Origin of the sequence: Leucobacter sp. G161, from assembly GCF_001482305.1 — a bacterium.
GTDB lineage: Bacteria > Actinomycetota > Actinomycetes > Actinomycetales > Microbacteriaceae > Leucobacter.
In genome coordinates, this window is record NZ_LOHP01000060.1 from 241609 (window position 1) to 265938 (window position 24330).

29 protein-coding genes and 1 pseudogene are annotated in these 24330 nt (G+C 66.6%); 9 read left to right on the forward strand and 21 right to left on the reverse strand.

From position 1 onward, the window contains the following. The first annotated feature begins 10 nt into the window (after window positions 1-10). Both AUL38_RS08575 and AUL38_RS08580 read left to right on the forward strand, forming a co-directional pair. A complete protein-coding gene (locus AUL38_RS08575) occupies window positions 11-625 on the forward strand; it encodes a helix-turn-helix domain-containing protein (protein ID WP_161937424.1) in 615 nt (204 codons plus the stop codon). Continuing rightward, on the forward strand, window positions 622-1857 hold the full coding sequence (locus tag AUL38_RS08580) for an MFS transporter (protein ID WP_059061089.1): 1236 nt from the start codon (window positions 622-624) through the stop codon (window positions 1855-1857). Before AUL38_RS08575 ends, AUL38_RS08580 begins: the two co-directional genes overlap by 4 nt. On the opposite strand, the gene AUL38_RS08585 is transcribed toward AUL38_RS08580, so the two are convergent. Next, window positions 1826-2374: a DUF1648 domain-containing protein gene (locus tag AUL38_RS08585; RefSeq protein WP_059061092.1), complete on the reverse strand. Its 549-nt coding sequence runs from the start codon at window positions 2372-2374 to the stop codon at window positions 1826-1828. The genes AUL38_RS08580 and AUL38_RS08585 overlap by 32 nt on opposite strands. A gap of 127 nt (window positions 2375-2501) precedes the next feature. Here AUL38_RS08585 and AUL38_RS08590 point away from each other — a divergent pair, with 127 nt between their 5' ends. After that, window positions 2502-3233: a TRM11 family methyltransferase gene (locus AUL38_RS08590; protein ID WP_235590662.1), complete on the forward strand. Its 732-nt coding sequence runs from the start codon at window positions 2502-2504 to the stop codon at window positions 3231-3233. Here the strand turns inward: AUL38_RS08590 and AUL38_RS08595 are convergent. Further along, on the reverse strand, window positions 3230-3820 hold the full coding sequence (locus AUL38_RS08595) for a DUF6434 domain-containing protein (RefSeq protein WP_059061094.1): 591 nt from the start codon (window positions 3818-3820) through the stop codon (window positions 3230-3232). The genes AUL38_RS08590 and AUL38_RS08595 overlap by 4 nt on opposite strands. 89 nt (window positions 3821-3909) lie before the next feature. Between AUL38_RS08595 and AUL38_RS08600 the strand changes: the two genes are divergently transcribed. After that, on the forward strand, window positions 3910-4464 hold the full coding sequence (locus AUL38_RS08600) for a GNAT family N-acetyltransferase (RefSeq protein WP_059061096.1): 555 nt from the start codon (window positions 3910-3912) through the stop codon (window positions 4462-4464). A gap of 37 nt (window positions 4465-4501) precedes the next feature. On the opposite strand, the gene AUL38_RS08605 is transcribed toward AUL38_RS08600, so the two are convergent. Together AUL38_RS08605 and AUL38_RS08610 are read right to left on the reverse strand one after the other, a co-directional pair. After that, window positions 4502-4840 carry a hypothetical protein gene (locus AUL38_RS08605; protein ID WP_059061098.1) on the reverse strand — a complete coding sequence of 113 codons (339 nt, stop codon included), beginning with the start codon at window positions 4838-4840 and terminating at the stop codon, window positions 4502-4504. 148 nt (window positions 4841-4988) lie between these two features. Beyond that, entirely contained in the window at window positions 4989-6584 is a 1596-nt protein-coding gene (locus AUL38_RS08610) for an isocitrate lyase (protein WP_059061100.1), read from the reverse strand. Window positions 6585-6805: 221 nt separating this feature from the next. On the opposite strand from AUL38_RS08610, the gene AUL38_RS08615 reads away from it, so the two are divergent. Further along, entirely contained in the window at window positions 6806-7309 is a 504-nt protein-coding gene (locus tag AUL38_RS08615; protein WP_059061102.1) for a hypothetical protein, read from the forward strand. Window positions 7310-7332: 23 nt separating this feature from the next. On the opposite strand, the gene AUL38_RS08620 is transcribed toward AUL38_RS08615, so the two are convergent. Together AUL38_RS08620 and AUL38_RS08625 are read right to left on the reverse strand one after the other, a co-directional pair. After that, window positions 7333-7971 (reverse strand): class I SAM-dependent methyltransferase, encoded by a 639-nt coding sequence (locus AUL38_RS08620; protein WP_059061104.1) that lies wholly within the window; start codon window positions 7969-7971, stop codon window positions 7333-7335. A 45-nt stretch (window positions 7972-8016) separates the two neighbouring features. Continuing rightward, window positions 8017-8595, reverse strand: a complete 579-nt coding sequence (locus tag AUL38_RS08625; RefSeq protein ID WP_059061106.1) for a GNAT family N-acetyltransferase — start codon at window positions 8593-8595, stop codon at window positions 8017-8019. Window positions 8596-9075: 480 nt separating this feature from the next. Here AUL38_RS08625 and AUL38_RS08630 point away from each other — a divergent pair, with 480 nt between their 5' ends. Then, complete coding sequence (locus tag AUL38_RS08630; protein ID WP_059061108.1) at window positions 9076-9759, forward strand: helix-turn-helix domain-containing protein; 684 nt, start codon at window positions 9076-9078, stop codon at window positions 9757-9759. Here the strand turns inward: AUL38_RS08630 and AUL38_RS08635 are convergent. The 3 genes from AUL38_RS08635 to AUL38_RS08640 form a co-directional block, all read right to left on the reverse strand. Continuing rightward, entirely contained in the window at window positions 9735-10133 is a 399-nt protein-coding gene (locus AUL38_RS08635; RefSeq protein ID WP_059061110.1) for a VOC family protein, read from the reverse strand. The two genes, AUL38_RS08630 and AUL38_RS08635, sit on opposite strands and share 25 nt — an antisense overlap. 230 nt (window positions 10134-10363) lie before the next feature. Next, a complete protein-coding gene (locus AUL38_RS17885; protein ID WP_255355609.1) occupies window positions 10364-10489 on the reverse strand; it encodes a hypothetical protein in 126 nt (41 codons plus the stop codon). Window positions 10490-10539: 50 nt separating this feature from the next. Beyond that, a complete protein-coding gene (locus tag AUL38_RS08640) occupies window positions 10540-11235 on the reverse strand; it encodes a YafY family protein (protein WP_059061112.1) in 696 nt (231 codons plus the stop codon). Window positions 11236-11307: 72 nt separating this feature from the next. Between AUL38_RS08640 and AUL38_RS08645 the strand changes: the two genes are divergently transcribed. Continuing rightward, the gene (locus tag AUL38_RS08645; RefSeq protein WP_059061113.1) at window positions 11308-12021 is read left to right on the forward strand and encodes an alpha/beta fold hydrolase; all 714 of its coding nucleotides are present in this window, start codon (window positions 11308-11310) and stop codon (window positions 12019-12021) included. Here AUL38_RS08645 and AUL38_RS08650 read toward each other — a convergent pair. The 4 genes and pseudogenes from AUL38_RS08650 to AUL38_RS17740 all read right to left on the reverse strand — a co-directional run. Beyond that, window positions 12005-14596, reverse strand: coding sequence for a transglutaminase domain-containing protein (locus tag AUL38_RS08650; protein ID WP_059061115.1), 2592 nt, complete (start codon window positions 14594-14596; stop codon window positions 12005-12007). The genes AUL38_RS08645 and AUL38_RS08650 overlap by 17 nt on opposite strands. Beyond that, window positions 14589-15554 carry a DUF58 domain-containing protein gene (locus AUL38_RS08655; protein ID WP_059061117.1) on the reverse strand — a complete coding sequence of 322 codons (966 nt, stop codon included), beginning with the start codon at window positions 15552-15554 and terminating at the stop codon, window positions 14589-14591. The genes AUL38_RS08650 and AUL38_RS08655 overlap by 8 nt, the downstream gene beginning before the upstream one ends. Window positions 15555-15561: 7 nt before the next feature. Then, window positions 15562-16050: a MoxR family ATPase gene (locus AUL38_RS17735; RefSeq protein WP_235590663.1), complete on the reverse strand. Its 489-nt coding sequence runs from the start codon at window positions 16048-16050 to the stop codon at window positions 15562-15564. Window positions 16051-16062: 12 nt separating this feature from the next. Next, window positions 16063-16748: pseudogene (locus AUL38_RS17740) on the reverse strand (AAA family ATPase); the annotation flags it as partial. Window positions 16749-17219: 471 nt separating this feature from the next. On the opposite strand from AUL38_RS17740, the gene AUL38_RS08665 reads away from it, so the two are divergent. Beyond that, a complete protein-coding gene (locus AUL38_RS08665) occupies window positions 17220-18902 on the forward strand; it encodes an ABC-F family ATP-binding cassette domain-containing protein (protein WP_059061119.1) in 1683 nt (560 codons plus the stop codon). 156 nt (window positions 18903-19058) lie between these two features. Here AUL38_RS08665 and AUL38_RS08670 read toward each other — a convergent pair whose 3' ends face one another. Together AUL38_RS08670 and AUL38_RS08675 are read right to left on the reverse strand one after the other, a co-directional pair. Next, complete coding sequence (locus AUL38_RS08670; RefSeq protein WP_201023718.1) at window positions 19059-19427, reverse strand: cytotoxic translational repressor of toxin-antitoxin stability system; 369 nt, start codon at window positions 19425-19427, stop codon at window positions 19059-19061. Between the two features lie 72 nt (window positions 19428-19499). Next, window positions 19500-19922, reverse strand: a complete 423-nt coding sequence (locus tag AUL38_RS08675; protein ID WP_083506716.1) for a hypothetical protein — start codon at window positions 19920-19922, stop codon at window positions 19500-19502. Between the two features lie 169 nt (window positions 19923-20091). Here AUL38_RS08675 and AUL38_RS17980 point away from each other — a divergent pair, with 169 nt between their 5' ends. Beyond that, window positions 20092-20595 carry an HXXEE domain-containing protein gene (locus tag AUL38_RS17980; RefSeq protein WP_059061124.1) on the forward strand — a complete coding sequence of 168 codons (504 nt, stop codon included), beginning with the start codon at window positions 20092-20094 and terminating at the stop codon, window positions 20593-20595. Here AUL38_RS17980 and mutM read toward each other — a convergent pair. The 6 genes from mutM to AUL38_RS08710 form a co-directional block, all read right to left on the reverse strand. Next, window positions 20592-21560: a bifunctional DNA-formamidopyrimidine glycosylase/DNA-(apurinic or apyrimidinic site) lyase gene (gene mutM / locus AUL38_RS08685; protein WP_059061125.1), complete on the reverse strand. Its 969-nt coding sequence runs from the start codon at window positions 21558-21560 to the stop codon at window positions 20592-20594. The genes AUL38_RS17980 and mutM overlap by 4 nt on opposite strands. A gap of 2 nt (window positions 21561-21562) precedes the next feature. Continuing rightward, complete coding sequence (gene rnc / locus AUL38_RS08690) at window positions 21563-22288, reverse strand: ribonuclease III (protein ID WP_059061127.1); 726 nt, start codon at window positions 22286-22288, stop codon at window positions 21563-21565. Between the two features lie 63 nt (window positions 22289-22351). Continuing rightward, window positions 22352-22555, reverse strand: coding sequence for a 50S ribosomal protein L32 (gene rpmF / locus AUL38_RS08695; RefSeq protein WP_059061128.1), 204 nt, complete (start codon window positions 22553-22555; stop codon window positions 22352-22354). Window positions 22556-22568: 13 nt separating this feature from the next. After that, a complete protein-coding gene (locus AUL38_RS08700) occupies window positions 22569-23114 on the reverse strand; it encodes a DUF177 domain-containing protein (protein ID WP_059061130.1) in 546 nt (181 codons plus the stop codon). After that, window positions 23114-23608: a pantetheine-phosphate adenylyltransferase gene (gene coaD, locus AUL38_RS08705; RefSeq protein ID WP_059061132.1), complete on the reverse strand. Its 495-nt coding sequence runs from the start codon at window positions 23606-23608 to the stop codon at window positions 23114-23116. Before coaD ends, AUL38_RS08700 begins: the two co-directional genes overlap by 1 nt. 34 nt (window positions 23609-23642) lie before the next feature. Beyond that, entirely contained in the window at window positions 23643-24326 is a 684-nt protein-coding gene (locus tag AUL38_RS08710; protein ID WP_369795301.1) for a response regulator, read from the reverse strand. Window positions 24327-24330: the final 4 nt, after the last annotated feature.

A 24330-nucleotide genomic window follows, 5' to 3' on the forward strand; every position in this document is an offset into this window, starting at 1 on the left:
TTCTGGTGGCATGACCCCTCCAGCTAATGTGCACCACGCCGCCCAAATGCGTGTGCTCGCGCACCCCACGAGGCTCCGCCTGCTCGCGCTACTGCGCGAGCTCGGCCCACGGACGGCCGCGCACCTCGCCGAGTTCGTCGACGAGGCACCGGGTTCGCTGAGCTACCACCTGCGCAAGCTTGCGAGCGCCGGCTTCATTGAAGAAGCTCCCGAGGCCGGCTCCGACGGCAGGCAGCGGTGGTGGCGCGCATCACACGAGGCAACGCAGTGGGACACGGCCGAGTTCACGCGCGACCCAGAGCGCCTGGCGGCACAGCAAGACCTGTTCGCGCTGCTCGGGCAGTTCTACGCACGGCAACTCACCAGCTACATGCAGTCCGCTGCAGATCTCCCACCGGAGTGGGTCGAGGCCGGGTTCGTCACCGATCGGCGGCTGCGCTTGACGGCCGCGCAGCTGGCCGAGCTCAGCGCCGAGGTCACCGCATTGGAGGGCCGCTGGCTCGACGTCAGCGCTGCCAATGTTGCCGCCAGCACAGCCCAGGATGCCGACTCTGCGGGCAGCCCCTCGCGGCAGGCCGAAATCGCAGAGGTCTTCTTCCTCGCACAGGGCTATCAGCAGCCGTGAGCGCGCGCGAACGATCCGGGTCGCTCCCGCTGCGGGCCCTACTGACGAGTCACGCTCTCTCGCGGACCGGCAATGTCGTGACCGTGTTCGCGATCCCCTTCGCGGTGCTGGGCTCAGGCGGCGGGGCGATCGAGGTCGGGCTCGCGGCCGCCGCTTCGACCGCTCCGGTCGTCATCGGCGGCACCCTGGGAGGGGCGCTCATCGACCGGCTCGGCTATGTCCGGGCGTCGGTGCTTGCAGACATCATGAGCGGGGCAACGCTCGCACTCATTCCGCTGCTCGCCGCGGCACAGCTCCTCCCCTTCCCTGCGCTCCTCGCACTGGTGTTTCTCGGTGGCCTGTTCGACACTCCGGGCGAGACGTCGCGGCGCGTACTCCTGCCACCCCTCTCACGCAGCGCCGGAATTCCGATTGAGCGTTCGATTGGGTTCCTCGACGGAACGAGCAGACTGTCGTCGCTTCTCGGAGCTCCACTCGCCGGCATCCTGGTGGCCGCCGTCGGACCGCATCCGGCGCTCTTCGTGACGGCTGGCACGTTCGCCATCTCGGCGGCGCTCACGGCCGCCGCCGTCAGGCTCCCACGAGGAGCGATTCCGGCGCCGAGTGGCAACGGATACTGGCGCGATCTCGGCGAGGGATTCAGATTCGTGGCGAAGGATCCGCTCCTCGTACGCATCATCACCCTTGTCGTCGTGACGAACGCGCTCGACGCGGCACGCTCGGGCACATTGATGCCGCTCTACGCGGCAGAGGAGCTCGGCGGCTCGGCACCGCTGGGGCTCATCGTCGGCGCGTTCGGCGCGGCCGCGCTCGTCGGCACCATTGGTTTCGGGTATGTTGCGCACCGGCTCCCCCGCCGGGTCCCGTTCGCGCTCTGCTTCACGGTTGCGGGCGCGTTTGCGTTCGCCCCGGCACTCGGTTTCCACACTCCGGGCATGATCGCCGCGGCGGTGGTGAGCGGACTGGCCGCTGGCGCGATCAACCCGATCCTCGGCGCAGCGCAGTTCGAGCGAGTACCGACGGAGCTCCGGGGCCGAGTGCTTGGCCTCGTCACCGCTGGCGCGTGGGCGGGCATGCCGCTCGGTGGCTTCCTCGGAGGTCTCGGTGCTGATGTGCTCGGCACGCGAGCGACCTTCGCGGTCATCGGCGTCATCTACGTCGTGCTCACGCTCACGCCGCTCCTTGGCGGCCCATGGCGGCTTATGGAGCGGGCAGCCGCCGAGCCGCGTTGATGATGCGCACGACGCCCACCCCGGTGGCACCGAGCAGCGCTGCAATCATCAGGAGGTTGAAGAACGCGAGGTCGAGCGCGAGCAGCGTGCTCAGCGCGAAGCTGACGGTGAGCAGCGAGATCGCGAGGGCGGCCCAAACTACCATCCGTTCGCCCTCCCGGTAGATCGCCTGCGCGTTGCTCTCCGTAATCTCCGTCGGGTAGTTGAACAGGTGCGGCTTGGTCGACAACCAAGCTGAACCGAACACGAGCGCGCCGAAGACCCCGACGAGCACGAAAACGTAACGCTTCGGTCCCCAGCCATCGGCGACACCAGCGAGATTGAAGTGGATCGGGATCTCATTGGGCAGCGTGGCGTACCCGATGAGGAGCGCCAGTGTGGAACCCAGGGTGAGCAGGATCGATCCGCGCCGCAGCCAGGTCGTCACCGCACCGGTCCGGTACACCTTGCGGGGGCGGCCTGCGGATTTCGTCGCGGCAGCCGCGGGGGTCTCGGGCGCACTGCCGTGTGGACTCATGCCTTCCACCCTAACCGGTGGCTACAGGAGGCGACCCACGGGGACTGTTCGGGGTCGTTGCCTTCTCGAGACAGCGCAGTTCGCATCTCTGTGAGGCGTGAAGTCACAACCCAGCTACACTGCGAGTGTGAGTATCCCTGCCGAAGAGCTGCTCGAACGCCCCACACGATGTTCCCCGCTTGATCCTGCGCTGACCGCCACGCTGGCGGCCTTTCACGCCGAGCGACCGGAGGAGGCTGAGGAGGACGTGCACATGGTCGCCGCCCTCGTCGACCACGTGCTCGAGCGCTGCAGTTCGCCTGGCGAACTCGTTTTCGACCCGTTCGCGGGCTTCGGCACGACAATTGAGCGCGCCGCGCTGCTCGGCAGACGCGCGCTCGGGATCGAGCTCCTCCCCGAGCGCGTCGAGCAGCTCCAGCGGCGCGTGCCAGGCGCTCGGGTCATCGAGGGTGACGCGCGCGAGCGGCTCCGGATCGTACGCGCAATCTCCCCCGCGGTCGCAGACGGCTTGGTGGATCTCGTGCTCACCTCCCCGCCGTATATGACGAAGGATCATCACGAAGCCGACCCGCTCACCGCTTACGAGCAGAACACCGGAGACTACGGCAAGTACCTTCAGGAGCTCAGCCTCGTCGCCGCGCAGTGCGCTCGGCTCGTGAAGCCCGGCGGGTTCGTGGTGTGGAACGTCGCAGACATCCACCACATGGGCGCGACAACGCCGCTCATTGCGGACTGCGCGCGGGTGCTTGGACGGCATCTCGAGTCGGTGGGCGTCACCGAGATCCACTGGGACGCGCTCCCCCACGATCTCGTCGCCGACGCACTGCTGGTGTTTCGTCGAACGGCGCAGTCTCCCTAAACGCGACCTCGCTCGTCGATGGGCCGACTCCGGTACGCAGACCAAGCTGCGAGCAGGTCGGCGCGGCTCCCCTCGGGGTAGCGCGCATGCCAGGCCCGGGTGAATCGGTTGAACTCGAACTGCTTGTCAATCTCGCGGGGCGCCTGATCCCGCGTCGCATACCAGTGGGCAATCGCGTCGTCGAGCGTGCGTGTGCCGTCTGAGGCGGGGAAGAATGCGCGCATTTCGGCATCAAAGTGGAACCCGTCACCCACCTGCTCCGTCAACCACGCACGCACCACCTGGCTCGACCGCTGCCCGACCGGGATCAGCGTCGAGCCGGTGAGCTGGCCCGCGAGCTGTTTCGATCCGCTCGTGCGGGCTGTGGCGGGCTCGACGAACTCGCTCCCCGCGAGCTTCGCGGCGATGCGGGCGGCGAGCACTTCTTTGCCCCCGGAGGCGCGGATCCCGAGCGCCCTCGCGAACACAACCAGCTCGTCCTTCAGCCAGTACCAGCGCGAGAACTCCTCAGCAGATACGTCGGCGGCGAGCTGAGGCCGCTGCCCCGCCGATCCAGGAGATGCTGATTCGTGCGCGTTCGGAGGCATCCGCTCAGGCTAGCAGCGAGGCCCGGCGAGGTGAGGCGCCGCGCAGTGCGGTGATGGTGCGTGCCGCGCGAGCCCGCTACCGTTGACGCATGTTTGGAGTTCGGCGAATCAGCGACAGCGTCACACTGCGGCCTCTCACCGTGTCCGACGCGGGGGCGGTCGCAGAGGCCTACGTCCGAAACCGTGACCACCTCGCTCCGTGGGAACCGATCCGCCCAGAGGAGTACTACGGCGAGGCCTGGCAGGCCACTGATCTCGCGCGCCGAGTGGCCGAGGCCGACGCGGGCCTGGGGGTGTCGTTCGGCATGTTCGACGGAGACGCAGTGATCGGCCGCTTCAACGTCGCGGGTGTCTCACGCGGGCCTTTCCAGAGCGCGGGACTCGGGTACTGGATGGACAAGGACTATGCCGGCCGTGGTCTCGCGTCAGCCGCCGTGCAGGCCATCGTGGGAGCTGCTCGCGGCGAGCTCAGGCTCCATCGGCTCGAGGCGAGCACGCTGCTCCACAACATCGGCTCGCAGCGGGTGCTTGAGAAAGCGGGCTTCGAACGCATCGGGATGGCCCCCAAATACCTGCGCATCGCAGGCGAGTGGCAGGATCACGCCCTGTTCCAGATCATCCTGCACCACGACGCGTCTCGGTGATCAGCGGCAGGCACACACCGGACGATGACTCCCGACGCTAGTCGGTGAAGGCGCAGCTGCCGTCGCCTGAAATCAAGAGCCCCATTGTGGGTGAGGTGGCGCTGAGCTCCGCTTCGCCCGAGCAGTAGTCGAGCGCGTCGATCTTCAGCCAGCCGAGGGGTACGTCTTCGATGGCGCGCCCATCTCCTTCGCGGAGCTCGACCGACGCGAACTCCTCCCCGCCGATGCTCAGGGCAACCTCGACGCTGTCGCTGTCGTAGTCATCCGCAAATTCGCTCACCTGCAGCGTGACCGTGCCTGTCGGGTCGGCCGCGCAGCCGGCGAGCGCCAATCCCGTGATAACTGCGAGCGTTCCAGCGGCGAGTAGTCGTTGCATACTCTGAAGTATCCCGCATCCCGCTGCGCCGGTGGTTGCCGCGGGCGGCGCGCCGCCCCGCGCACAACACAAACGGGGGCCCGGCCGAAGCCGAACCCCCGTTTGCGGGAAATGTGATCGCCTCTACGGGGCTCAGCCCCGGAGACTGTTAGTTGAACTGGTTCATCGTGTTGTCCTTACCACCCGCCTTCAGCGCTGCGTCACCTGCGAAGTACTCCTTGTGGTTGTCGCCCAGGTCGCTGCCTGCCATGTTCTGGTGCTTCACGGTTGCGATGCCCTGGCGGATCTCCTCGCGCTGTACGTCGCGGACGTAGGTGAGCATGCCCTCGTCACCGAAGTAGCCCTTCGCCAGGTTGTCGGTCGACAGCGCAGCGGTGTGGTACGTCGGCAGGGTGATGAGGTGGTGGAAGATACCTGCACGAGCGGCACCGTCACGCTGGAAGGTGCGGATCTTCTCGTCAGCCAGATCGGCGAGCTCGGTGCCGTCGTAGTCGACGCTCATGAGCGCGTCGCGATCGTATGCCGAGACGTCCTTGCCCTCTTCTGCGAGCTGGTCGAATGCCTGCTGGCGGAAGTTCAGGGTCCAGTTGAACGAGGGGCTGTTGTTGTAGACGAGCTTCGCGTTCGGGATGACCTCGCGGATGCGATCCACCATGCCGGCGATCTGCTCGACGTGCGGCTTCTCGGTCTCGATCCAGAGGAGGTCGGCGCCGTTCTGCAGCGACGTGATGGAGTCGAGCACGCAGCGGTCCTCTCCGGTGCCGGCGCGGAACTGGAAGAGGTTCGATGCGAGACGCTTCGGGCGGAGCAGCTTGCCGTCACGCTTGATGACGACGTCACCGTTGCCGAGGTCGGCGTCAGAGATCTCCTCGACGTCGAGGAACGAGTTGTACTGGTCACCGAGATCACCAGGGGTCTCGCTGACGGCGATCTTCTGGGTGAGGCCCGCGCCGAGCGAGTCGGTGCGCGACACGATCACGCCGTTGTCGATGCCAAGCTCAAGGAACGCGTAGCGGATCGCGTTGATCTTCGCGACGAAATCCTCGTGCGGAACAGTGACCTTGCCGTCCTGGTGGCCACACTGCTTCTCGTCGGAGACCTGGTTCTCGACCTGCAGCGCGCACGCGCCGGCCTCGATCATCTTCTTCGCGAGGAGGTAGGTCGCCTCGGGGTTGCCGAATCCAGCGTCGATGTCGGCGATGATCGGCACAACGTGAGTCTCAAAGTTGTCGATCTGTGACTGGATGAACTCGACTGCGGTCTCGTCGCCGGCAACGCGTGCCTCGTCAAGCTGCGTGAAGAGCAGGTCGAGCTCGCGGGCGTCAGCCTGGCGGAGGAAGGTGTAGAGCTCCTCGATGAGTGCGGGAACTGAGGTCTTCTCGTGCATCGACTGGTCGGGCAGCGGGCCGAACTCGGAGCGGAGGGCGGCAACCATCCAGCCGGAGAGGTAGAGGTAGCGCTTGTTCGTGGTCTTCAGGTGCTTCTTGATGGAGATCATCTTCTGCTGACCGATGAAGCCGTGCCAGACACCGAGCGACTGGGTGTACAGCGAGGAGTCCGCGTCGTACTCTTCCATGTCCTTGCGCATGATGTCTGCGGTGTACTGGGCGATCTCGAGACCGGTCTTGAAGCGGTTCTGCGCCCGCATGCGTGCGACGTACTCAGGGTTGATGCGATCCCAGCTGCTGCCGTGCTGCGCCTTGAGTGCTTCTACGGCTTCGATGTCGTTGCTGAATGCAGTCATGGTGACTCCTTTGTAGTGATTGCCAGATCACGTCGCGGTGATCTTTCTGGGCTACTTCTCACTCTGCACCCTCCACAACCACGACAATGCACAATCCGGGGGTGAAATTTACGAGTATTTCTGCTCGCTAGAAGATTCAACGCATTCGACCGTCTGTTTTGCGTACGCTGCACTGCTCCACCCAAGCCTGCAATTCCTCGGGCCTGGACTACAGTTCAGGCATGACGCATCAGGATTCGGGATCCCCCAGTATTCGCGCCCAGCTTGCGCACTCCGAACGCGCAACCGGCAGCGCGAGGCTTGGCCCGACCATCGCGCTGGGGATCGCGGCGTCGTTCGCCGCGCTCATCGCCGTCTCAACCGACTCGCTGATCGCGTGGGTCGCGCCCGCAGCGCTCGCCGCGTTCGCCGCGTGGTGGATCTGGGTTGCGCGCATCACGGTCGCAGTCGATCGCGACTCCATCCACTTCGCGGCACCGCTGTTCCGCCGCACCGTTCCCCGTGAGACCGTCTCGCAGGTACGAGTCACCGCCGACGATGGGATGAACCCCGGGATCGTGAGCTGGGTCGTGGTGCCCACCGAGGTCGACGGCGAGAGATTCACTCGGATCAACATGGGCGGCGCGGCCGCCGTCACGTTCACGCTGCGCGCGGGGAAAGGGATCCAGCTCGTCGTCCGCGATCTCGACACGGCGAACCGCCTCGCGGAGACGCTGCGCGCGTAGGGCACGCAGCGACCGCGGACGCACTATCCCAACGCGTTGCGGGTGGCGAGCAGCGCACCGTGCCGGCGGGCACCCGGGCCGGTCCGCGCCTCGGTGTGAATCACCGTGAAGCCGGCGGCCGCTACCTCGCTACTTAACTCTTCAAGCGGCCAAAAGCACGCTGTCGTCACCGCGTGGGCAAACGATTCGCGCACTGGTCCCTCAAAGAACCCGACGGCAAGCCCTCCTCCCGGTCGCAGGATGCGGCGGAACTCAGTGAGAGCCTCGCGCACCTCGCCCGGCTCCGCGTGGATGAGGGAGTACCAGCTGAGCACCCCGTCAACCGTGCCCTCTGCCACACCGGTCATTTGCGCCGACGCCAGGTCGAATCGCTGCTGCGGGTAGCGGGCTCGGGCAAGCTCGACAAACTCGGGCACGGGGTCGATCCCGCGCGCGGCCAGGCCGGCTTCGGCGAGGAGCTGCGTCCACTGCCCAGGCCCGCAGCCGACATCGAGCACGGTTGCGGCCGAGGCTCCCTGGTTGAGTCCGTGAGCCCAGTGCAGCACCAGCTCGACGTCGAGGGCCGCAAGGTGTTCAACGCCGCCGAGCAGCTCTGCGTACTCCCGCGCCCTGTTGCCGTAGTCACGCACGACTCCAGCGAGCGCCTCCGCTTCCCGACTCATAGCAGTGCAGTCGAAGCGTCGAGCGCGGCAGACCGAAGCTGGACGCTACTCACGGTCGCTGCGCTCAGTGACCGCGGGCCGACTCATCGAGTAGACGGTTGGCCCCTCCGGGATGTGCGTTGTTGCGTCAACCGAGAAGCCCAGCCGGAGGTAGAGCCGCACATTGTCATCGGATGAGGTTTCGAGCGTCACTGGCACTGAGCGCTGATCAACCGCCGCAAGCCCGGCGCGGGCTACTGCCGAGCCGAGGCCCCTCCCCTGGCTCTGGGGCGAGACACCGACGGTTGCGAGTGTCCAGGCCCCCTCCGGACCGGGCGGGAGCGAGACACCGAGCAAGCGGTCGAGCCGATCACCGTGCAGCTCACCGACACGCTCTTGCAGAGCGTCCGATGGCTGCGGGGCGTCGGGCGGCAGAAAGGCCGCGACAGCCAGAAGACCATCCTCCGTGAGGACAAGCCCATGCTCGAGCGCGTGGCCGAGATACAGCAACTGCAGCTCTTCGAGGCGCGCGTCGTACTCGTCTTCCGGAATGCTCCAGCGGGTCCAGGGATAACCGGCAAACGCGTCGGCCAGCACACGCGCAAGGCGTGGCAGGTCTGCTGCAGTAGCCCGCCGGATACGCACCGCGGATTCCGCGCTTCGGATTAAAGGTTGATTCTCCGGCTGCCCCATACCAAGAGTGTAGTTTGCCGACGACGGTGACTCTGAATGCGCCACCTATTTCGGTGAACCTGCTGCGAGCCCCTCAGCCGCTCCACCCGATCAACACCAGAAGTGGCTTGCGAAGATGGAAACCACCACGGCACTGGGCGACATTACCAAAGCCATCACGACGCCCCAGCTACCGAGAGACGGAGACTGCAGGCGCACTTGTGTCCTCCTCAGGGACCCGCGCACGACGCTCACAGGCCATGTCCTCAGCGAGGTCAGGAGTCCTCAGCAGCTGAAAGATCCTGACCTCGCTGAGAGCATGTCTGTTCGGCGCTCCTGAGAGTTACGCTCCCGCTCGGTGCGGACGGCGAGGGCTCCTACTCATCGCGCCGCTGCACCCCTTCAATTGTGCAGCACCAGTGCAATTCATCCGCCCCGGGTATCCTGGGCGGAATGTACTCCGAGTCGCTCCTGCCGAACGGCGCCGCACTCTGGCGCTCCCAGGGCAGCACCGGCGGGGCCGTGATTCCCGCCGACGGCTCCGTCGACCTCATCCTGCGCGACTCCCGACTGTTTGTCGCTGGGCCATCAACGATGCGGATCGTGTCGGAGCGCGACGGCGAAGGTGGATCGCTCGGGCTCAGGATCCCTCCCGGTCACGCCGCCCAGCTGTTCGGGCCGGTGCTCCCCGAGATCGCCGATCAGCTCGTTCCTTTCAGCGACCTCGGACACGGCCCCGGGGCCGGCCAGCTACGCGAGGCGATGCTGGGATTGGGCCGCGGAGAGACCTCGGTGGCGAACTTGGCACGGGCCACGTCCGCGCACACAGCCGACAACGCGTGGGCTGACGCGGTGCGGCGCGCGGCTGGCGGGCTCGTTCCAGCCGGCTCCGCTGCCGAGCAGTTTGGCGCGTCGGAACGATCCTTCCGCCGGCGCATGCTCGGCGCGTTTGGGTACGGGTACGCGACGCTCGTGCGCATCGAGCGCGCGAGTCGCGCGCGGGCGCTACTCGAGGGCGGATCCTCCCTCTCAGACGCCGCGGCCACCGCAGGTTTCTCCGACCAACCGCATCTCTCACGCGAGTTCCAGCGGCTGGTCGGAATGAGCCCGAGTCAGTTCGCGGCGAGCTCCGCGTAGAGGTCAACCGAGTTGCCGTCGGGGTCGAGGAGCGTCGCGTAGCGCTGCCCCCAGTGCGCGTCCCAGGGCTCGACGTGCCCGCGGTAGCCGGCAGCGATGAGCGCGGCGTACGAGGCGTCAACCTCGGCAGCGGTTCCCTTGTCGAAGGCGAGCGCGATGCGGTGTCCGCCGGTCGCGGGCTCGAACGCCGGGTCGAAGCCGCGGATCGTTTCGATGGTGTCCCACGCGACAACGACACCGTCGTCGAGCTTGCCGTCGACGTGGGGCGCGTCGTCCTGCCCCGGCTCGACGTGCACGCCGAGGGCGCGGTAGAACGCGAGCGAGGCACCCATGTCGCGGGTGACGATTCCAATAAAGCCAAGTTTCAATGTCATGGCTTCAGACTACGGTCCGGCGTGCGACGACGTCTTGAACAGAACGGCCACTTCACTACTGGCAGTTCTCACCAAAGTGCGTAGACCTCAGCAATTCGGAGCGCCGACATGTCATGACCTCAGCGAGGTCATGAATTGTTCGCCGCTTATCACTCATCACTTCGCTGAGGTCATGTCTTCTGAGCACCGGTCAAGGTTGACATGCTGTGCCTTGAACGTGTGGCCGCCAGTTACAAGCCGACCGCGGGATCTTCAGGACGCCCCGTGGCACGGCGAAGCGTGAGCCACAGCAGTGCAACGTAGACAATCGCGGCAAGTCCCAGCGGGCGCTGCGCGCTGGGCTTCGGGCTGCTCATTGCCCCACCACAACAAGCTCCAACCAGAGCCCGGGTCGACCGACCCCGATTCAGCCCTCGGCGCGGAGCGGCTTGGCCGTCTCGGGTGGGGTGCCGATCTCTGCGATCTCGTGCCCGCTGCAGGCAAGCTGCGTGACGGTGGCACGCGCGATCCGGGAGATCATGAACCAGCGGGTCGCCTCGCGCAACCGGCACCACGCAATCAGGTACCAGCGCCCGCCCGTGGATGCGAAGATCATCGGCTCGACATCGCGGAGCGTCTCGTCCCCGGCACCCGACACGTAGCGGATACGCACAACCTTCTGCTCTGCCATTGCGGTTTCGAGCGCAGACCGTACCACCCTCGTGGCAACTTCCTCTGTGTTTACCCATATGCGATTCGCGAGCTGGTCTGCCCTCGCCCTCGTTTCGGGGTCCAGCACGTCGAGAATCTTCCGCATGCCTGCCGCCGCACGATCCGTATATGGCGCATCTGATGCCGCCGACACCGCGGCAAGGAGCGCCACCGACTCTGCCGGGCTGAGCCGCACGGGAGGCAGGCTTGACTGCGCGACGACCCCGTACCCGCCGCCGGGCCCGGGCCTCGACCAGACGGGAAGACCGCTGTTGTCGAGCGTCTCGATGTCGCGCTTGATCGTGCGCAGCGACACCCCAAATTCGCTGGCCAGGCGCTCCGCGGTCACGCCGCGTGCGCCGCTGCGCCGCAGCTTCTCGGACAGCGCCTGCAGTCGCTCAATTCGTTTCATGTGTGCACCCTGGTTAAATGATGCCAGAAATAGTGACATGCTATTGTCCCCGGGCCACGGGAAGATTGTGGCATGACATCGCAAGAGCAGCACCCAACAATCATCCTGATCCCCGGCCACTGGCTCGGCGCTTGGGCGTGGGACGACGTGGTCACCGAGCTGGCAGCCGCGGGCAGGCAAGCGATCCCGGTTACACTTCCGGGCCTCGACCCCACCGACGCCGATCGCGCTCAGCGGACGCTCGACGACCAGTTCCAAGAGATCGAGCGGATCGCACGCGACAGGGCACAGCCCGTCGTGATTGTCGCGCACAGCGGAGCGAACGGGCCTGTGACGCTCATGCTGGATCGGCACCCAGCTCTCCTGCACCGGGTGATCTGGGTGGACAGCGGCCCGGTCGCGCCTGGCGCGGCGTTCGCCGCGGACTACCCGCTCGAGGCAGGCCCGCTCCCGCTGCCGCCGTTCGAAGCGCTCGGACAGCAGGCGAGTCTTGTTGACCTCGACCAGCAGACCCTCGGGCGCTTCCGCGAGCGAGCCGTCACCGAGCCCGCCGGTGTGCTCCGCCAGCGCGTCGAACTCGCGAACGACGCGCGTTTCGACGTGCCGACGACGTTCGTCTGCAATTCCCTGTCAAGCGCACAGGTGCAGGAGATGGCGCAGGCTGGTCACCCGATGTTCGCTGAGGTGACGAGGTTTCGGGACGTCAGCTACGTCGATCTCGAGACTGGGCACTGGCCGATGTGGAGCAGGCCTGCGGACTTGGCTCGGATCATCCTGACGCTCTGAGCAGCGAGGCCGGCAACCAGCGGGCTCGAGCGTTCACACCGCGCGGGGAGCTCGACTGCAACTCGGAACGGACAGTGCCGAGCGCGGAGATGAGTTGCTCGGGTATCGGCTCCAGGTGGGCCGCGGGCTCGCGTGCGCCCGCGGGCGCGTACCGTTCCAGGCTCACTGCCGTGGCCAAGAGTTCGGCGGCGGATCGACTTCCTGGCGTGGACAGTGACCCACTTTCGCAGGCCGCCTCTACGAGCGCCTCGGGCGTCTGCGCGTGCGGCAGTACCGAAGCTCCCGCGGCTCCCACGGCTCCCGAGGCTCCCGCGGCTCCCGCGGGGTGCTGTCCCGGTGCTCGACGGTGGTCGCGCAGGAGGTCTTCGAACTCAGCCCACGCGTGGCGGGCGGGGTCGCGGCCGCTGCGGATCGCGCGCACCCGCAGCGTGCGCCGGAGCTGCCTGACCAACGCTGGGAGTGCGGCGAGCAAGAGGACCGCACATAGCGTCACCCCGGTGAACACCCAGGGACCTCCGCCAGCAGCGGCGGTTGCCCCGGGCCCAGTGGGATCTCGTTGCCCTGCTAGCTCTTCGTCGGTCAGGGGCCGGTTCTCGCCGGTGACCTCTTCTTCGTCGGCATCGGGCACGTCAGGCTCGGTGGTGTCGTCCTCGCGAGCGGCCAGCGCCGCCGCGGTCTGCGCGCTGTCGACGCCGCCTCCTTCAGCACGAACCCCGGCGCCACCGGGGGTGGGCTCGAAGGGAATCCAGCCGACGTTGTCGATGTACACCTCCGGCCAGGCGTGCAGTTCTTTGCCCCGCACCGCGACCGGGGTCTCGCCACGCGCGCGCGACGCGTATCCGACAGCTACCCGCGTGGGCACACCGACGCTTCGAGCGACCGTCGCGAAGGTGGTGGCGAAGTGCACGCAGTACCCTGACTTCGTCGCGAGGAAGGCATCCATCACCCCGTATGGGCCTTCGGGGTCGGCGCCCGGGACGTACGGTGCCGCCTCGTCGTAGGTGAACTCGCCCCAATTGCGGAAGTACCCTTCAAGCGCGAACGCGGTGCCAGCCCTGTCGTATCCGAGGCCGCCAAACTCAGCCTGGAGTGCCTGCAGCGATGAAGGCAGGGTTCCCGGAAGTTCGAGGTAGGGCTGCAGATTGCTCGGCGCGGCAGCTGCATCAGGGAACACCCGCAGCAGCTCCGGGGGAAGCCAACTCAGAAAGTTCCTGGTGGCCCCGCCGCCCCAGGGGTAGAGCAACGCCCGGTACCCGTCGCCCCGCCCGGTCATGGCGTCAGCCGATGCCGCGGTGCTCGCATCCTGCGTCCACACCCACTCGTCGGTGTCAAAGGCGCCTTCGCCCTCGTCATCGACCACCTGGGTTGCCCCGCTGGGCAGCGGAAGCCACGAACTGCGCAGCGCCGCAATGGAGACATCGACGAACTGCCGCTCATCCTCGCCGAATTCAAACGTGAAGTCCCCCAAGGGACTCTCGCTCGCCCGAACCCCGATGAGTCGCCCGGTATCGGGGGCGAACCATGCCTCGCCGCCAGGAGTACTGACCACGATCCGCCCCTGCTCGTCATGCTGACCGCCGGAGAGCTTGCGCAGCGCGGCAAGCTCGCCGCCCGAAGCCTCGCCGCTGGGCGTGACGAGCACGCGCTCCTCCCCCACGGTGCGCTCCGCAGCGTCGAGTGCTTCGTCGGGCAGCCAGGTGCCGCCGTCGAAGGTGCTGAGCGTTGCGAGCCGGAGATACACCGCCTGCTCGAGGTCGCTCGTGTACGTCAGCACGGGAACGGAGCTGCCCGCCTGCAGGTCGCGCGCGAGCTCGATCGTGACATCGTCGACGTAACCGCCGACCGGCGCGTACTGCACGCCGCGGTTCCAGCTTGGGGTGCGGACCTCTGGCACTATGGCGAACGCCCCTGCGGCGAGCGCGACCGCGCTTCCCGCGGCGACGACGCCGGTGAGGCTGAGTCTGGCTGAGGCGAGCCACACGACTACTGCGACGAGCGTCACCATGCCGAGGAGTGCGCCGAGGCTGGGGGCTTCGTTCGTGATGAGCGGGATGCAGAGCGGCGGCAGTGCGATGAGGAGCGCCGCCGCGATTGCGCCAGGCAGAGCGCGGCCGTGTCGCCGGAATCCGGTGAGCACGAGCACGACGATGAAGCTCCATGCCCACGCGAGCAGCAGCATGACGTCTTGGAGGAGCGGGCTGGGGTCCATTGGAGCTATACCGCGCAGCACTTCGCTCTGGAGCCGGGCGAGCTGGAGCGCGGGGTCCGCGACCCACTCCAGCAGTCCGCCGCTCCACGCAAATCTTCCGATCCAGAGCGCGAGGCCGGCGGTGCCAGCGACGGTGAGCACCACCCAGCGCGGCAGCTTGGTGGCCGCGAGGCCGAGACAGGTGAGGAGTGTGACGGCCGCGGTGATTGCGACGGCAGTGCCCCACCAGCCCTGCGGTGTGAGCAGTGTGGTGAGTACCCAGAGGCTGAGTGCCCAGAGCACGCTCAGCGCGACGCCGATCGCGAGCAGGCGGAGCCGCGCGGCGGGTGGCGTGGTACCGAGAGTGTGGGGGTGTTCGTCACGCATGGGCTGCCGCCTCGGGGTCATCGAGGCGCACGAATGCGAGTGCCCGCATGAGCTGGGGCGCGGTCGTGCAGAGCTGCGGATCGGCAGCGCTTGTGAGCAGCCGCACTGGGTTCCCAGCGCGGATCCGTCGAAGCCCCTCAGTGGCAGCGACTGAGACCGCGTGTTCGAACGATTCCGCGCTCTCGTACGCTACCGGGTCGGTGCGCAGGCGCAGGTCGACGGCCACCTGTGGATCCTGCTCGGGCAGTCGGATGAGGAGCTCTCGCTGCCGGGCGCTCTGCTTCCAGTGGATCTGCCTCACGGGATCGCCCGCCTGGTACTCGCGGACGTCGCCGCCGGGCAGCCCCCGCTGTTCCCTGGCCACGGTCTGCTGCTGTGTTCCGCCTGCCCCGGGCGCCTCGAGCGAGGGCGAGCGGTGGTCACCCGTGAGGAGCCGCGGCAGCACGAGGATCTCCGCGCGCTCGTCGATGCGGATCCTTCGCCGCGCCAAGCCGAGGGGGTCTTCGAACAGCACCGCGAGCAGGCACACCGTGGCGGGCCCGCGGGAGTGGTGCGCGACGGTGAGCGCGGCTGGTGTGCGTGTCGTGGAGCGCCGAGTCTCTCCCAGGTAGTCGTTGACCTCCCACTCGGCCGCCACGACCGCCGCTGGCCCCCGTCGCGCGGCAAGGCTCGGGTGTACGGTGTGTGGCTCCCCCACGGTCGCTGTCGAGGACTCCGGGCGAAGGATCCGCCCGCGCTGCGCCGCAGGCGGCACCCGCGAGCCCACCGTGACGATGATCACCGCGAGCAGGAGGCTGGCGGCGAAGAAGAAGCAGAATACACTCAGTCCGTGCAGCCCGAGTAACCGCCAGCCTGCCCCGAGCACGACCGCGGAGAGCAGCACGAATACTCCCCGCGCGGTGAGCGTGAGCGGGAGCCTCCGTGACTGCTTCCGTGGCTGCTTGCCCTGCGAGGTCACGGCGGCGTCACTCGGTTCGGGTGTTCGCGACAATCTCGGCGACGACTGCCGCCACAGCGTGCGTCGCGTCAAGTTCGCTGTCGAAGTATCCGCGTGGGAGCAGCCGGTGGGTGAGCACCGCAGGAGCGAGCCGCGCGATGTCGTCAGCGGTGACGAAGCTTCTGCCCTGCAGCAGGGCGCGGGCGCGCGACATGTGGGCAAGGTGCAGTGTGGCCCGCGGGCTCGCCCCGAGGGAGAGTGCGGCGTGCGTGCGGGTCGCGGTGATGAGGGCAACCAGGTATCGGGCGGCCGCCTCGGAGATATGCACGTCGCTGACCGCTCGCTGCGCGCGCAGCACCTCCGCGACATCGGCGACGGGGGTGATCGACCGCACGGGATCGCTGCCGGTCCTCGCGCGCAGCATCGCAGTCTCTGCGTCTTCGCTCGGGTAGCCGAGTGAGATCTGCGTCATGAAGCGGTCGCGCTGCGCTTCTGGCAGCGGGAAGGTGCCCTCCATGTCTCCCGGGTTCTGCGTCGCGACCACGAGGAACAGCTCGGGCAGTTCCCGCGTCTCACCGCGATGGTGACCGTGCGCTCGGCCATGGCCTCGAGCAGCGCCGACTGTGTTTTTGCGGTACCGCGATTGATCTCATCGGCGATGACGATGTTGCTGAAGATCGGCCCGGGATGAAACGTGAACTCGTGCGCGTCTTGGTGGTAGACCGACAGCCCGGTAACGTCCGAGGGCAGCATGTCAGAGGTGAACTGCAGCCTGCGCACGCTCGCATCGATGGAACGGCCGAGCGCCGTGGCGAGCGTGGTTTTCCCGACTCCCGGCACGTCCTCGATGAGCAGGTGTCCGCCGGCAAACAGCGTGGCTACCGCAGCGTCGACCGCCTCGCGAGAGTCGCTCATCGCGCGACTAACAGACTGCGTGATGCGCTCAGCAAGCTCAGCAACATAGCCCACCGTCGTCTGGTCGATCATCGTTGATTCCATGCGCCCCAGCCTAACGTCACGAATCTGCGAACCGCCGCGAAGTGCTCGGTGGCCAGAACCGTCTGACGCAACGAACGCACCTGGGGAGCTGCGACAGCCACGCGGCCCGCGCAAAGGGGCCACAGCGAAGCCCCTTCTCACTACGGCCACTACATTCCCAAGGCGAGGGCACGCCCAGCTTGAGTCGCTCACAAACCATGACCTCAGCGAAGTCATGAGCGATTTACCGTAAATGAATCATGACCTTGCTGAGGTCATGGCTGTTGAGCGTTCCTCGCGACTGAGGTACACACCTTTAATTGTGAAGAGCCGCATTGCGATGTAGCGCTCCGCCCCGCGTTCGCGATACTCTCGTAGCGTGTACCGCCTGGCATTTGGTTAACGGGCCTGCGTCTCATCCGCGCAGGGTTCCCCACGGAGGGTGTCATCGCTGACCCCTCCTGACCCCCGTCAGACCAACGCGAGCTCTCTCTTCGCTCGCGGCACGCAGTACAGGAGGCCACATGGCCACCGCTTTCTCGCCGCACACTGTGCGCATTCGCACGATGCCGGATCGATCCAATGCGCCCGCGCGTGACCCCACCGCCCGCGCACCCGCGGCACCCCGAGCTCACCGGGCAGCCCGCGCGCACAGATCCACTTCCCTCTTCATTCCCCGCGATATCCGGGGAAGAAAGCAGCACCCGCATGTCTCATCTTGAACTCACCGGCATCAGTTACACGTTGCCCGACGGCAGACCCCTGCTGAACGACGTGGGCTTCCGCGTCGGCAACGGCGCGAAAGTCGGCCTCATCGGCGCGAACGGCGCCGGCAAAACCACGCTCCTGCGCATCATCACGGGCGACCTCACCCCCGACGGCGGCGTCGTCTCCCGCAGCGGCTCCGTCGGCGTGATGCGCCAGTTCTTCACCTCGGGCACCGTGCACGAGCTGCTCCTCTCCTTCTCTCCGGAACCCGTGCGGGCAGCCGCGGAGCGTGTGCAGCTCGCAGAAACCGCGATGCTCGAGAACACCGATCCGCTCCGCGAGGAAGCCATCCAGATGCGCTACGCACGCGTCCTCTCCGAGTGGGGCGACGCCGGCGGCTACGACGCCGAAGTACTGTGGGACGTCTGCACGATTGCGGCCCTCGGCATCCCGTACGACCGGTGCCGCGACCGCGAGCTCAGCACGCTCTCCGGCGGCGAGCAGAAACGGCTCGCGCTCGAAGCACTGCTGCGCGGCAGCGACGACGTGCTCATTCTCGACGAGCCCGACAACTACCTCGACGTCCCGGCGAAACGCTGGCTCGAGGACCGGCTCCGCGCGTCTGAGAAGAGCGTGCTGTTCATCAGCCACGACCGCGAGCTGCTCGCCCGCAGCGCCACCGCCCTTGTCAACCTGGAGCTCGGCGGCGCAGGAAACACGGCGTGGACGCACCCCGGATCCTTCGTGAGCTACCACGAGGCACGCGAAGCCCGATTCGCACGCCTCGAGGAGCTGCGCAAGCGCTGGGACGAGGACAGGCAGAAGCTCAAGAACCTCGTGCAGATGTACAAGGACAAGGCCGCCTACAACGCCGACATGGCGAGCCGGTACCGTGCCGCGCAAACCCGCCTCGAGCGGTTCGAAGCGGCAGGGCCGCCGGAGGAACAGCCGCGCACGCAGGATCTCGCCATGCGACTCACGGGCGGGCGCACGGGCAAGAAGGCGATCGTGTGCCGCGAGCTCGAGCTCACCGGGCTCATGTTCCCGTTCGATCTCGACGTGTGGTACGGCGATCGGATCGCGATCCTCGGTTCGAACGGTTCGGGCAAGTCCCACCTGCTGCGGCTGCTCGCCGCGGGCGGCACGGACCCCGAACCGGAAAACCGACCGGGCACCGACGTCGTGATCGAGCCGGTGCTCCACGAGGGCACCGCGAAACTCGGGGCGCGTGTGCGGCCCGGCTGGTTCGCGCAAACCCAGGGCAGGCCCGACCTTGCCGGGCGCACGCTCCTCGATATTCTGCACCGCGGCGACGATCACCGGCAGGGGCTCCCGCGCGAGCAGGCCGCTCGCGCGTTGGCCCGGTATGAGCTCGCGGGCGCCTCAGAGCAAGTCTTCGAGGCGCTCTCGGGCGGGCAGCAGGCCCGGCTGCAGATTCTGCTGCTGGAACTCGGCGGCGCAACGCTGCTCTTGCTCGACGAACCGACCGACAACCTCGACCTGGTCTCTGCCGAGTCGCTGCAGCAGGCGCTACGCGCCTTCGAGGGCACCGTGCTCGCAGTCACGCACGATCGCTGGTTCGCGCGCGACTTCGAACGGTTCCTCGTGTTTGGCGAGGACGGCGAGGTGACGGAGTCGGACGTGCCGGTGTGGGGCGAGGGGCGGGTGAAGCGGCAGCGGTAGGGCTGGCGCCACGGCTGCGACGTTCCGCCTGGGATTGCCCGAATATATGCCCGATCCGCACGATCTCGGCATATATTCGGGCGATCCCGGAGCGAACAGGCGGGGCACCCTGGTCCATGAGGTATTCGAAGCCCCGCTACGACAAACGCGGAAAGCCTACTCCTCGGGCCCTCGGCTGTAGAACGCCGCGATCCTCGCGGATGCGGATGCGGGGTCAAGCTGTGCAATCTCTTCGTCGGTCGCACCGATGTGCACGAGGAGCCGGTACATGTGGAGCGGCAGCGCAGCACGAGGGGCGACCTGACGTGGGCCACCTCGGTCCGGCTTAATCGAGCGGAGAGCGCAGTCCCAGAATTCGTCCTGAGAGACTGTGAGTTGTTCACGGAGAATATGGGCCCAGACCCTTGCACCATAGGTAGTGCCATCGATTGGCTTGGAGATCCGTGTCCGCAGGATGCGCCCGTCCCACAGCACTAGCTCGTACGTGCGGTGGTGTTTGACCGGCTTGCCCGTCGCCCCGCGCACAATAGTCCAGTCTTCCGTTGTGCAGAAGTCTTCGTGGTGCTCGCGCGTAGGCGCTGGATACTTACTCAGACGCTACTCGCCACCATTCTCAATCCAAGCGCGCAGCTCGTCGTCTGTCGAGAGCGTGATCAACTGCACCAGCGCCCAGTTTGCTTGGTGATTCGAGGCGCTACTCAGCCGGTCTTCCCAGTCCTCGGCGTATTCTCGCAGAGAGGCGATGAGATCATCGATTGCTTCGTCAACGGTGAGGCCCTCTGAGACGAAGGACCGCCCCCGCAGCAGCACCACCCAGCGGCCGTCTTCGCTGAAGACTTCCGCGTGCGCGTTGAGCGTCGAGGCGAAATAGGCGCGGAGCTGGTCTACCTGCACTACTGCAGCAGTCTTCGAGTGCCGACGGATCGTTACGGCCCGGCCTCGCTCGGCGGAGTCAAGAACTGCCCCGAAGCTCTTTCGTGCTGAGGCCATCGAGTCGTAATCTGGAACGATGAGGGACATAGCGCTCCTTCCGAGGTCACGAGCTGTAAACGGGAACCATGTACACGATGTACATGATACGCCTGGGCGCTAAGAGAACCTAGTGTGAAAGCCGAATCCATCATCACAAGGTGTTCAACCGGTATAACGCACCTAGGGATCCACGCATTCTCGCACCTAGAATTTGCGTATGAAGGTTCGCGGACCCGCGCTCTTGTTCGCCGCTTGGGCAATTCACGACATCGAGGAAGCACTGACGTTCCCTGCTGCCTGCAACGATATGGCTGACCGCACAGGAATCGAGTATCTCCGGATCAGTCAGCGTCAGTCTTGGATAGCCATCGGGATCATGGGCGTCATCGTTGGGGCAGCGTGTTGGCGAGGTCAGCGCACGGGTGGCCAGTCGAGGTTGTATCGAGCCACCCTCGCCGGTCTCGAGGCTCACGTTTACACCCACCTCGCCGCGTCAATCGCGAGACGAGGTTATACGCCTGGAGCTGTCACCGCCGTGCCCGCGATGCTCCCAGGAGCAATAGCTGCGCGAAAAGAGCTTCAGCGATCCAATACTCCGCTACGAACACAAGATTTCATCCGGGGCACATGTCTGCTGATTCCCAGCGCGATCATGAGCCACGCTCTGGCAACACTCGGCAAAAGGAGCGCGCTGCGATTGAGTGACTCCGTCCACTCTTAGCGCTTCCGCTGACACTTCGGGCAGAAGTGACTCGACCGCCCAGCGAACGGCACGCGCTTGATCAGTCCGCCGCAGCGCGGGCACGCCTCTCCCCCGCGGCCGTACGCGTTCAGGGAGTGCGCGAAGTACCCGGCCTGCCCGTTCACGTTCACGTACTGCTCATCGAAGCTCGTGCCACCCTCGGCGAGTGCCTGCGCGAAGACCTCGCGCATGTGGTGCAGCAGGGTGACCGCGCCCCGCTGCGAGAGCGAGGCCCCGGGCGTATCCGGGTGCACGCGGGCGCGCCAGAGCGTCTCGTCGGCGTAGATGTTGCCGACGCCACTCACGAGCCGCTGCTCGAGCAGCAGCTTCTTCGCACCGATCGAGCGTGCACGGATCGCCGCGACGAAGGCCTCGTCGTCGAAGTGCTCGTCGAGCGGGTCGCGCGCGATGTGCGCGGCCTGCGCCGGGATCGTGCCGGGCGCGGCGTCAACGAGATCGTCGATCGCGAGCGAGCCGAAGAGGCGCTGGTCGGAGAAGTCGAGCCGCAGCTCGCCGTGTTCGGGGTGTTCGATCCAGGTGCGGATCCGCACGTGCCTGTCGTCCGCGGCGTCCGTCGCGCGGAGCAGCATCTGTCCGCTCATGCCGAGGTGCGCAAGTAGCGCAGTCGTGGGCTCGGGCGCCGAAGACGCGGGCCCACTCTCCCCCGCGATCGGGATCCACATGAACTTCCCGCGCCTGAGCGGGGCGGCGAGCACGCGGCCAGTCATCCGCCGTTCGAAGTCGGCGGCGCGGCTGCGTCCGGCCTCCGTAGAGAGGGTGCGGCCGTGGCCGCCCTCGCCGGGGGCGGAACCCGGCACCTCGCCGAGCGGGGTGTGGCGTTTCAGAGCGCGCGGATCCATCACCTCGACGGCGATGACCCGCGCGCCGGTGACGGCGGGGGCGAGCCCCGCGCGCACCACCTCAACCTCGGGAAGCTCGGGCACAGTTACTTCTTGTGGGCTCGCGCGGTGCGGGGTTTGCGCGCGGCACGGAGTGCGCGCAGCTGAGCAGCTGCGTCGCGCGCGGCGGCGAGCTCGGCAACTTTCTTGCTCGTACCCTCGCCGCGACCGGTCACGTCACCGAGCTGCACGGTCGACGCGAACACGCGTGCGTGATCGGGCCCGGTACCGACGGTGTCGTAGGCGGGGTGCGGGAGCCCGCGCGTGGCGGCCTCCTGCTGCAGCGTGGTCTTGGGGTCGAGCACCTCGGAGAAGCGCTCGGGGTCCTCGAGCAGCGGGTCGATGAGTTGCAGCACGAAGTCCGCCGCCGTCACCGAATCGGTCGAGAGGAACACCGCGCCGATCACCGCCTCAACCGTGTCCGCAAGGATCGAGTCCTTGTCGCGTCCGCCGGTCTGCTCCTCGCCCTTGCCGAGCTTCAGTTCGGCTCCCAGCGAGAGGCCCCGCGCGACCTCGGCGAGCGCCACGGTCGACACGAGCGCTGCGCGGCGCTTTGCGAGTTCACCCTCGGTGAGCTCCGGATGGTCACGGTACAGCTTGACGGTCACCGCCTGCCCCAGGATCGAGTCGCCAAGAAACTCCAGGCGCTCGTTGTGCGGAGCAGCGCTGTGCTCGTACGCCCATGAGCGGTGCGTGAGCGCGAGCTCGAGCAGCTCCGGGTCTACCGCAACGTCGAACGCGTGAAGAAAGCCGCCGGTCGCGCCCTGAGGCACGCCCGACGGCTCTTCGTGTTCGTGTCGCGGGAGTGAAGATTCATTCCCCGTCACGGGTAAGTCTTACGCGTCAGCTACGCGACGACCCTTGTATTCGAGGAACAGGGGCGTACCCTGCGAATCCTCGACCACGCGGGCACGGTGCGGGAGGCTGTACACGGTCTTGCCGTTCTCGACGGTCTTGACGAGTGCGGGTACCGCAGCCTTCCACGCCGAACGGCGGTGGCGGGTGTTCGAACGCGACATCTTGCGCTTGGGAACAGCCATGATGCTCTCTTTCCTAGTTACTCTCAGATTCGGGCACACCCGAACCAGATGATTCTACAGCCTTGAATTCAGCCAGTGCCGCCCAACGCGGATCTGTATCCACATTAGTCGCCATCGCAGCCCCGGCATCGCGCAACTCGCCGGACTCGGGATCGAGACCCGGACAGTCCGGACGACACACAGGCTGGAACGGCAGTGCAAGCACTACCGCGTCTCGGAGCGGGGGTTCAAGATCCACGTGATCACCGTGAACCCCATACTCGTCGGCCTCCGTAGGAGTATACGCGAAAAGTTCCTGAAATTCGACTTCAAACGGCGCGGTGAAGTCCTCGAGGCAGCGACCGCACTCGGCGTGCATCGTCGAATGGGCCGTCGCGGACACGAAAATGCCCTCGTGCACGGACTCCAGACGCACATCGAGCTTCAGCTCTTCACCCGCGGGAATGGCCGCGAGGGCCTCTCCGAAGCGCTCGGGCACGGAGATGACGAGTTCGCGCTCGCGCATCTCCCCCGGGCGGTTCATGATGTCGCGGACGCTCTCTTCGAACATGCGCGCCATTATGCGGGCCTCGCCGTTGCCAGGAAGCGTGCGACGGCTTCGGGCACGTACGGGCTCACATCGCCGCCGAGCGACGACACCTGGCGCACGAGCGTGCTTGAGACGTGCGCGTGCGACGGCTCGGGAAGCATGAACACCGTCTCCACGTTCGCGAGACTCCGGTTCATGAGCACCATCGGCGTTTCGTACGCGACGTCAAGCTGCGAACGGATGCCCTTCACGAGCACGCTCGCGCCAACCTCAGTGCAGTAGTCGACGAGCAGCCCGACCGACCACGAGGCAACGATGACGTTGTCGGGAGTTTCGGGATCCTCATCGAGCGATTGTTGGATCAGTGCCATACGCTCTGAGATCGGCAACATCGCCGATTTGCCTGGATTATGGACGACTAGTACGTGGACCTCGTCGAAGACCGCTGCGGCGCGGCGAATCACATCGAGGTGTCCGAGGGTGATCGGGTCAAACGACCCGGGAACCACTGCGATTTTGCTCATACCCTCTACAGTACGCGGTTGAGGTGCAAGAAATCTAAAGACCGTGCTGCTTTGCAAAGATTACGGCGTGTACCCGGTCGCGCAGCTGGAGTTTTGCAAGCACGCGGCCCACGTGCGTCTTCACCGTTGACTCAGACAGGAAGAGCGTTGCACTGATCTCGCTGTTGTTTTTGCCGTCGGCGATGAGCCTGAGCACGTCGAGCTCTCGTTCGGTGAGTTCCTTGAGCTCGGCGGCCACCGGCGCGTCGGCAGCACCAGCAGGTGCGGCGAACATCGTTGCCTGCGTGCCAGCGCCTGGCTCACGCATCCGTTCGATCATGCGCGCGGTCACCGCGGGCGCCATTGCGGCGTCTCCGCTCGCGACACGGCGAATCGCATCCACGAGCTCGGTGGGCCGTGCGTCTTTCAGGAGGAACCCACTCGCGCCTGCCTGGATCGCGCCGATCGCGTACTCATCGAGATCGAAGGTTGTGAGCACGAGGACTCGGGTGTTCGGAAACTCTGCCACGATCCGCTTCGTGGCGTCGATGCCGTTCATACCGGGCATGCGGACGTCCATGAGCACGACATCGCAGCCCGTGCCCGCACCGGAGAGCCGCGCGAGTTCGGCGAGCGCTTCTCCGCCATCGCCTGCCTCGGCAACGACCTCCATGTCGGTCTCTGACAGCAGCACGAGCCGAAAGCCCGTGCGGATGAGCTCTTGGTCGTCGACGAGCATAATG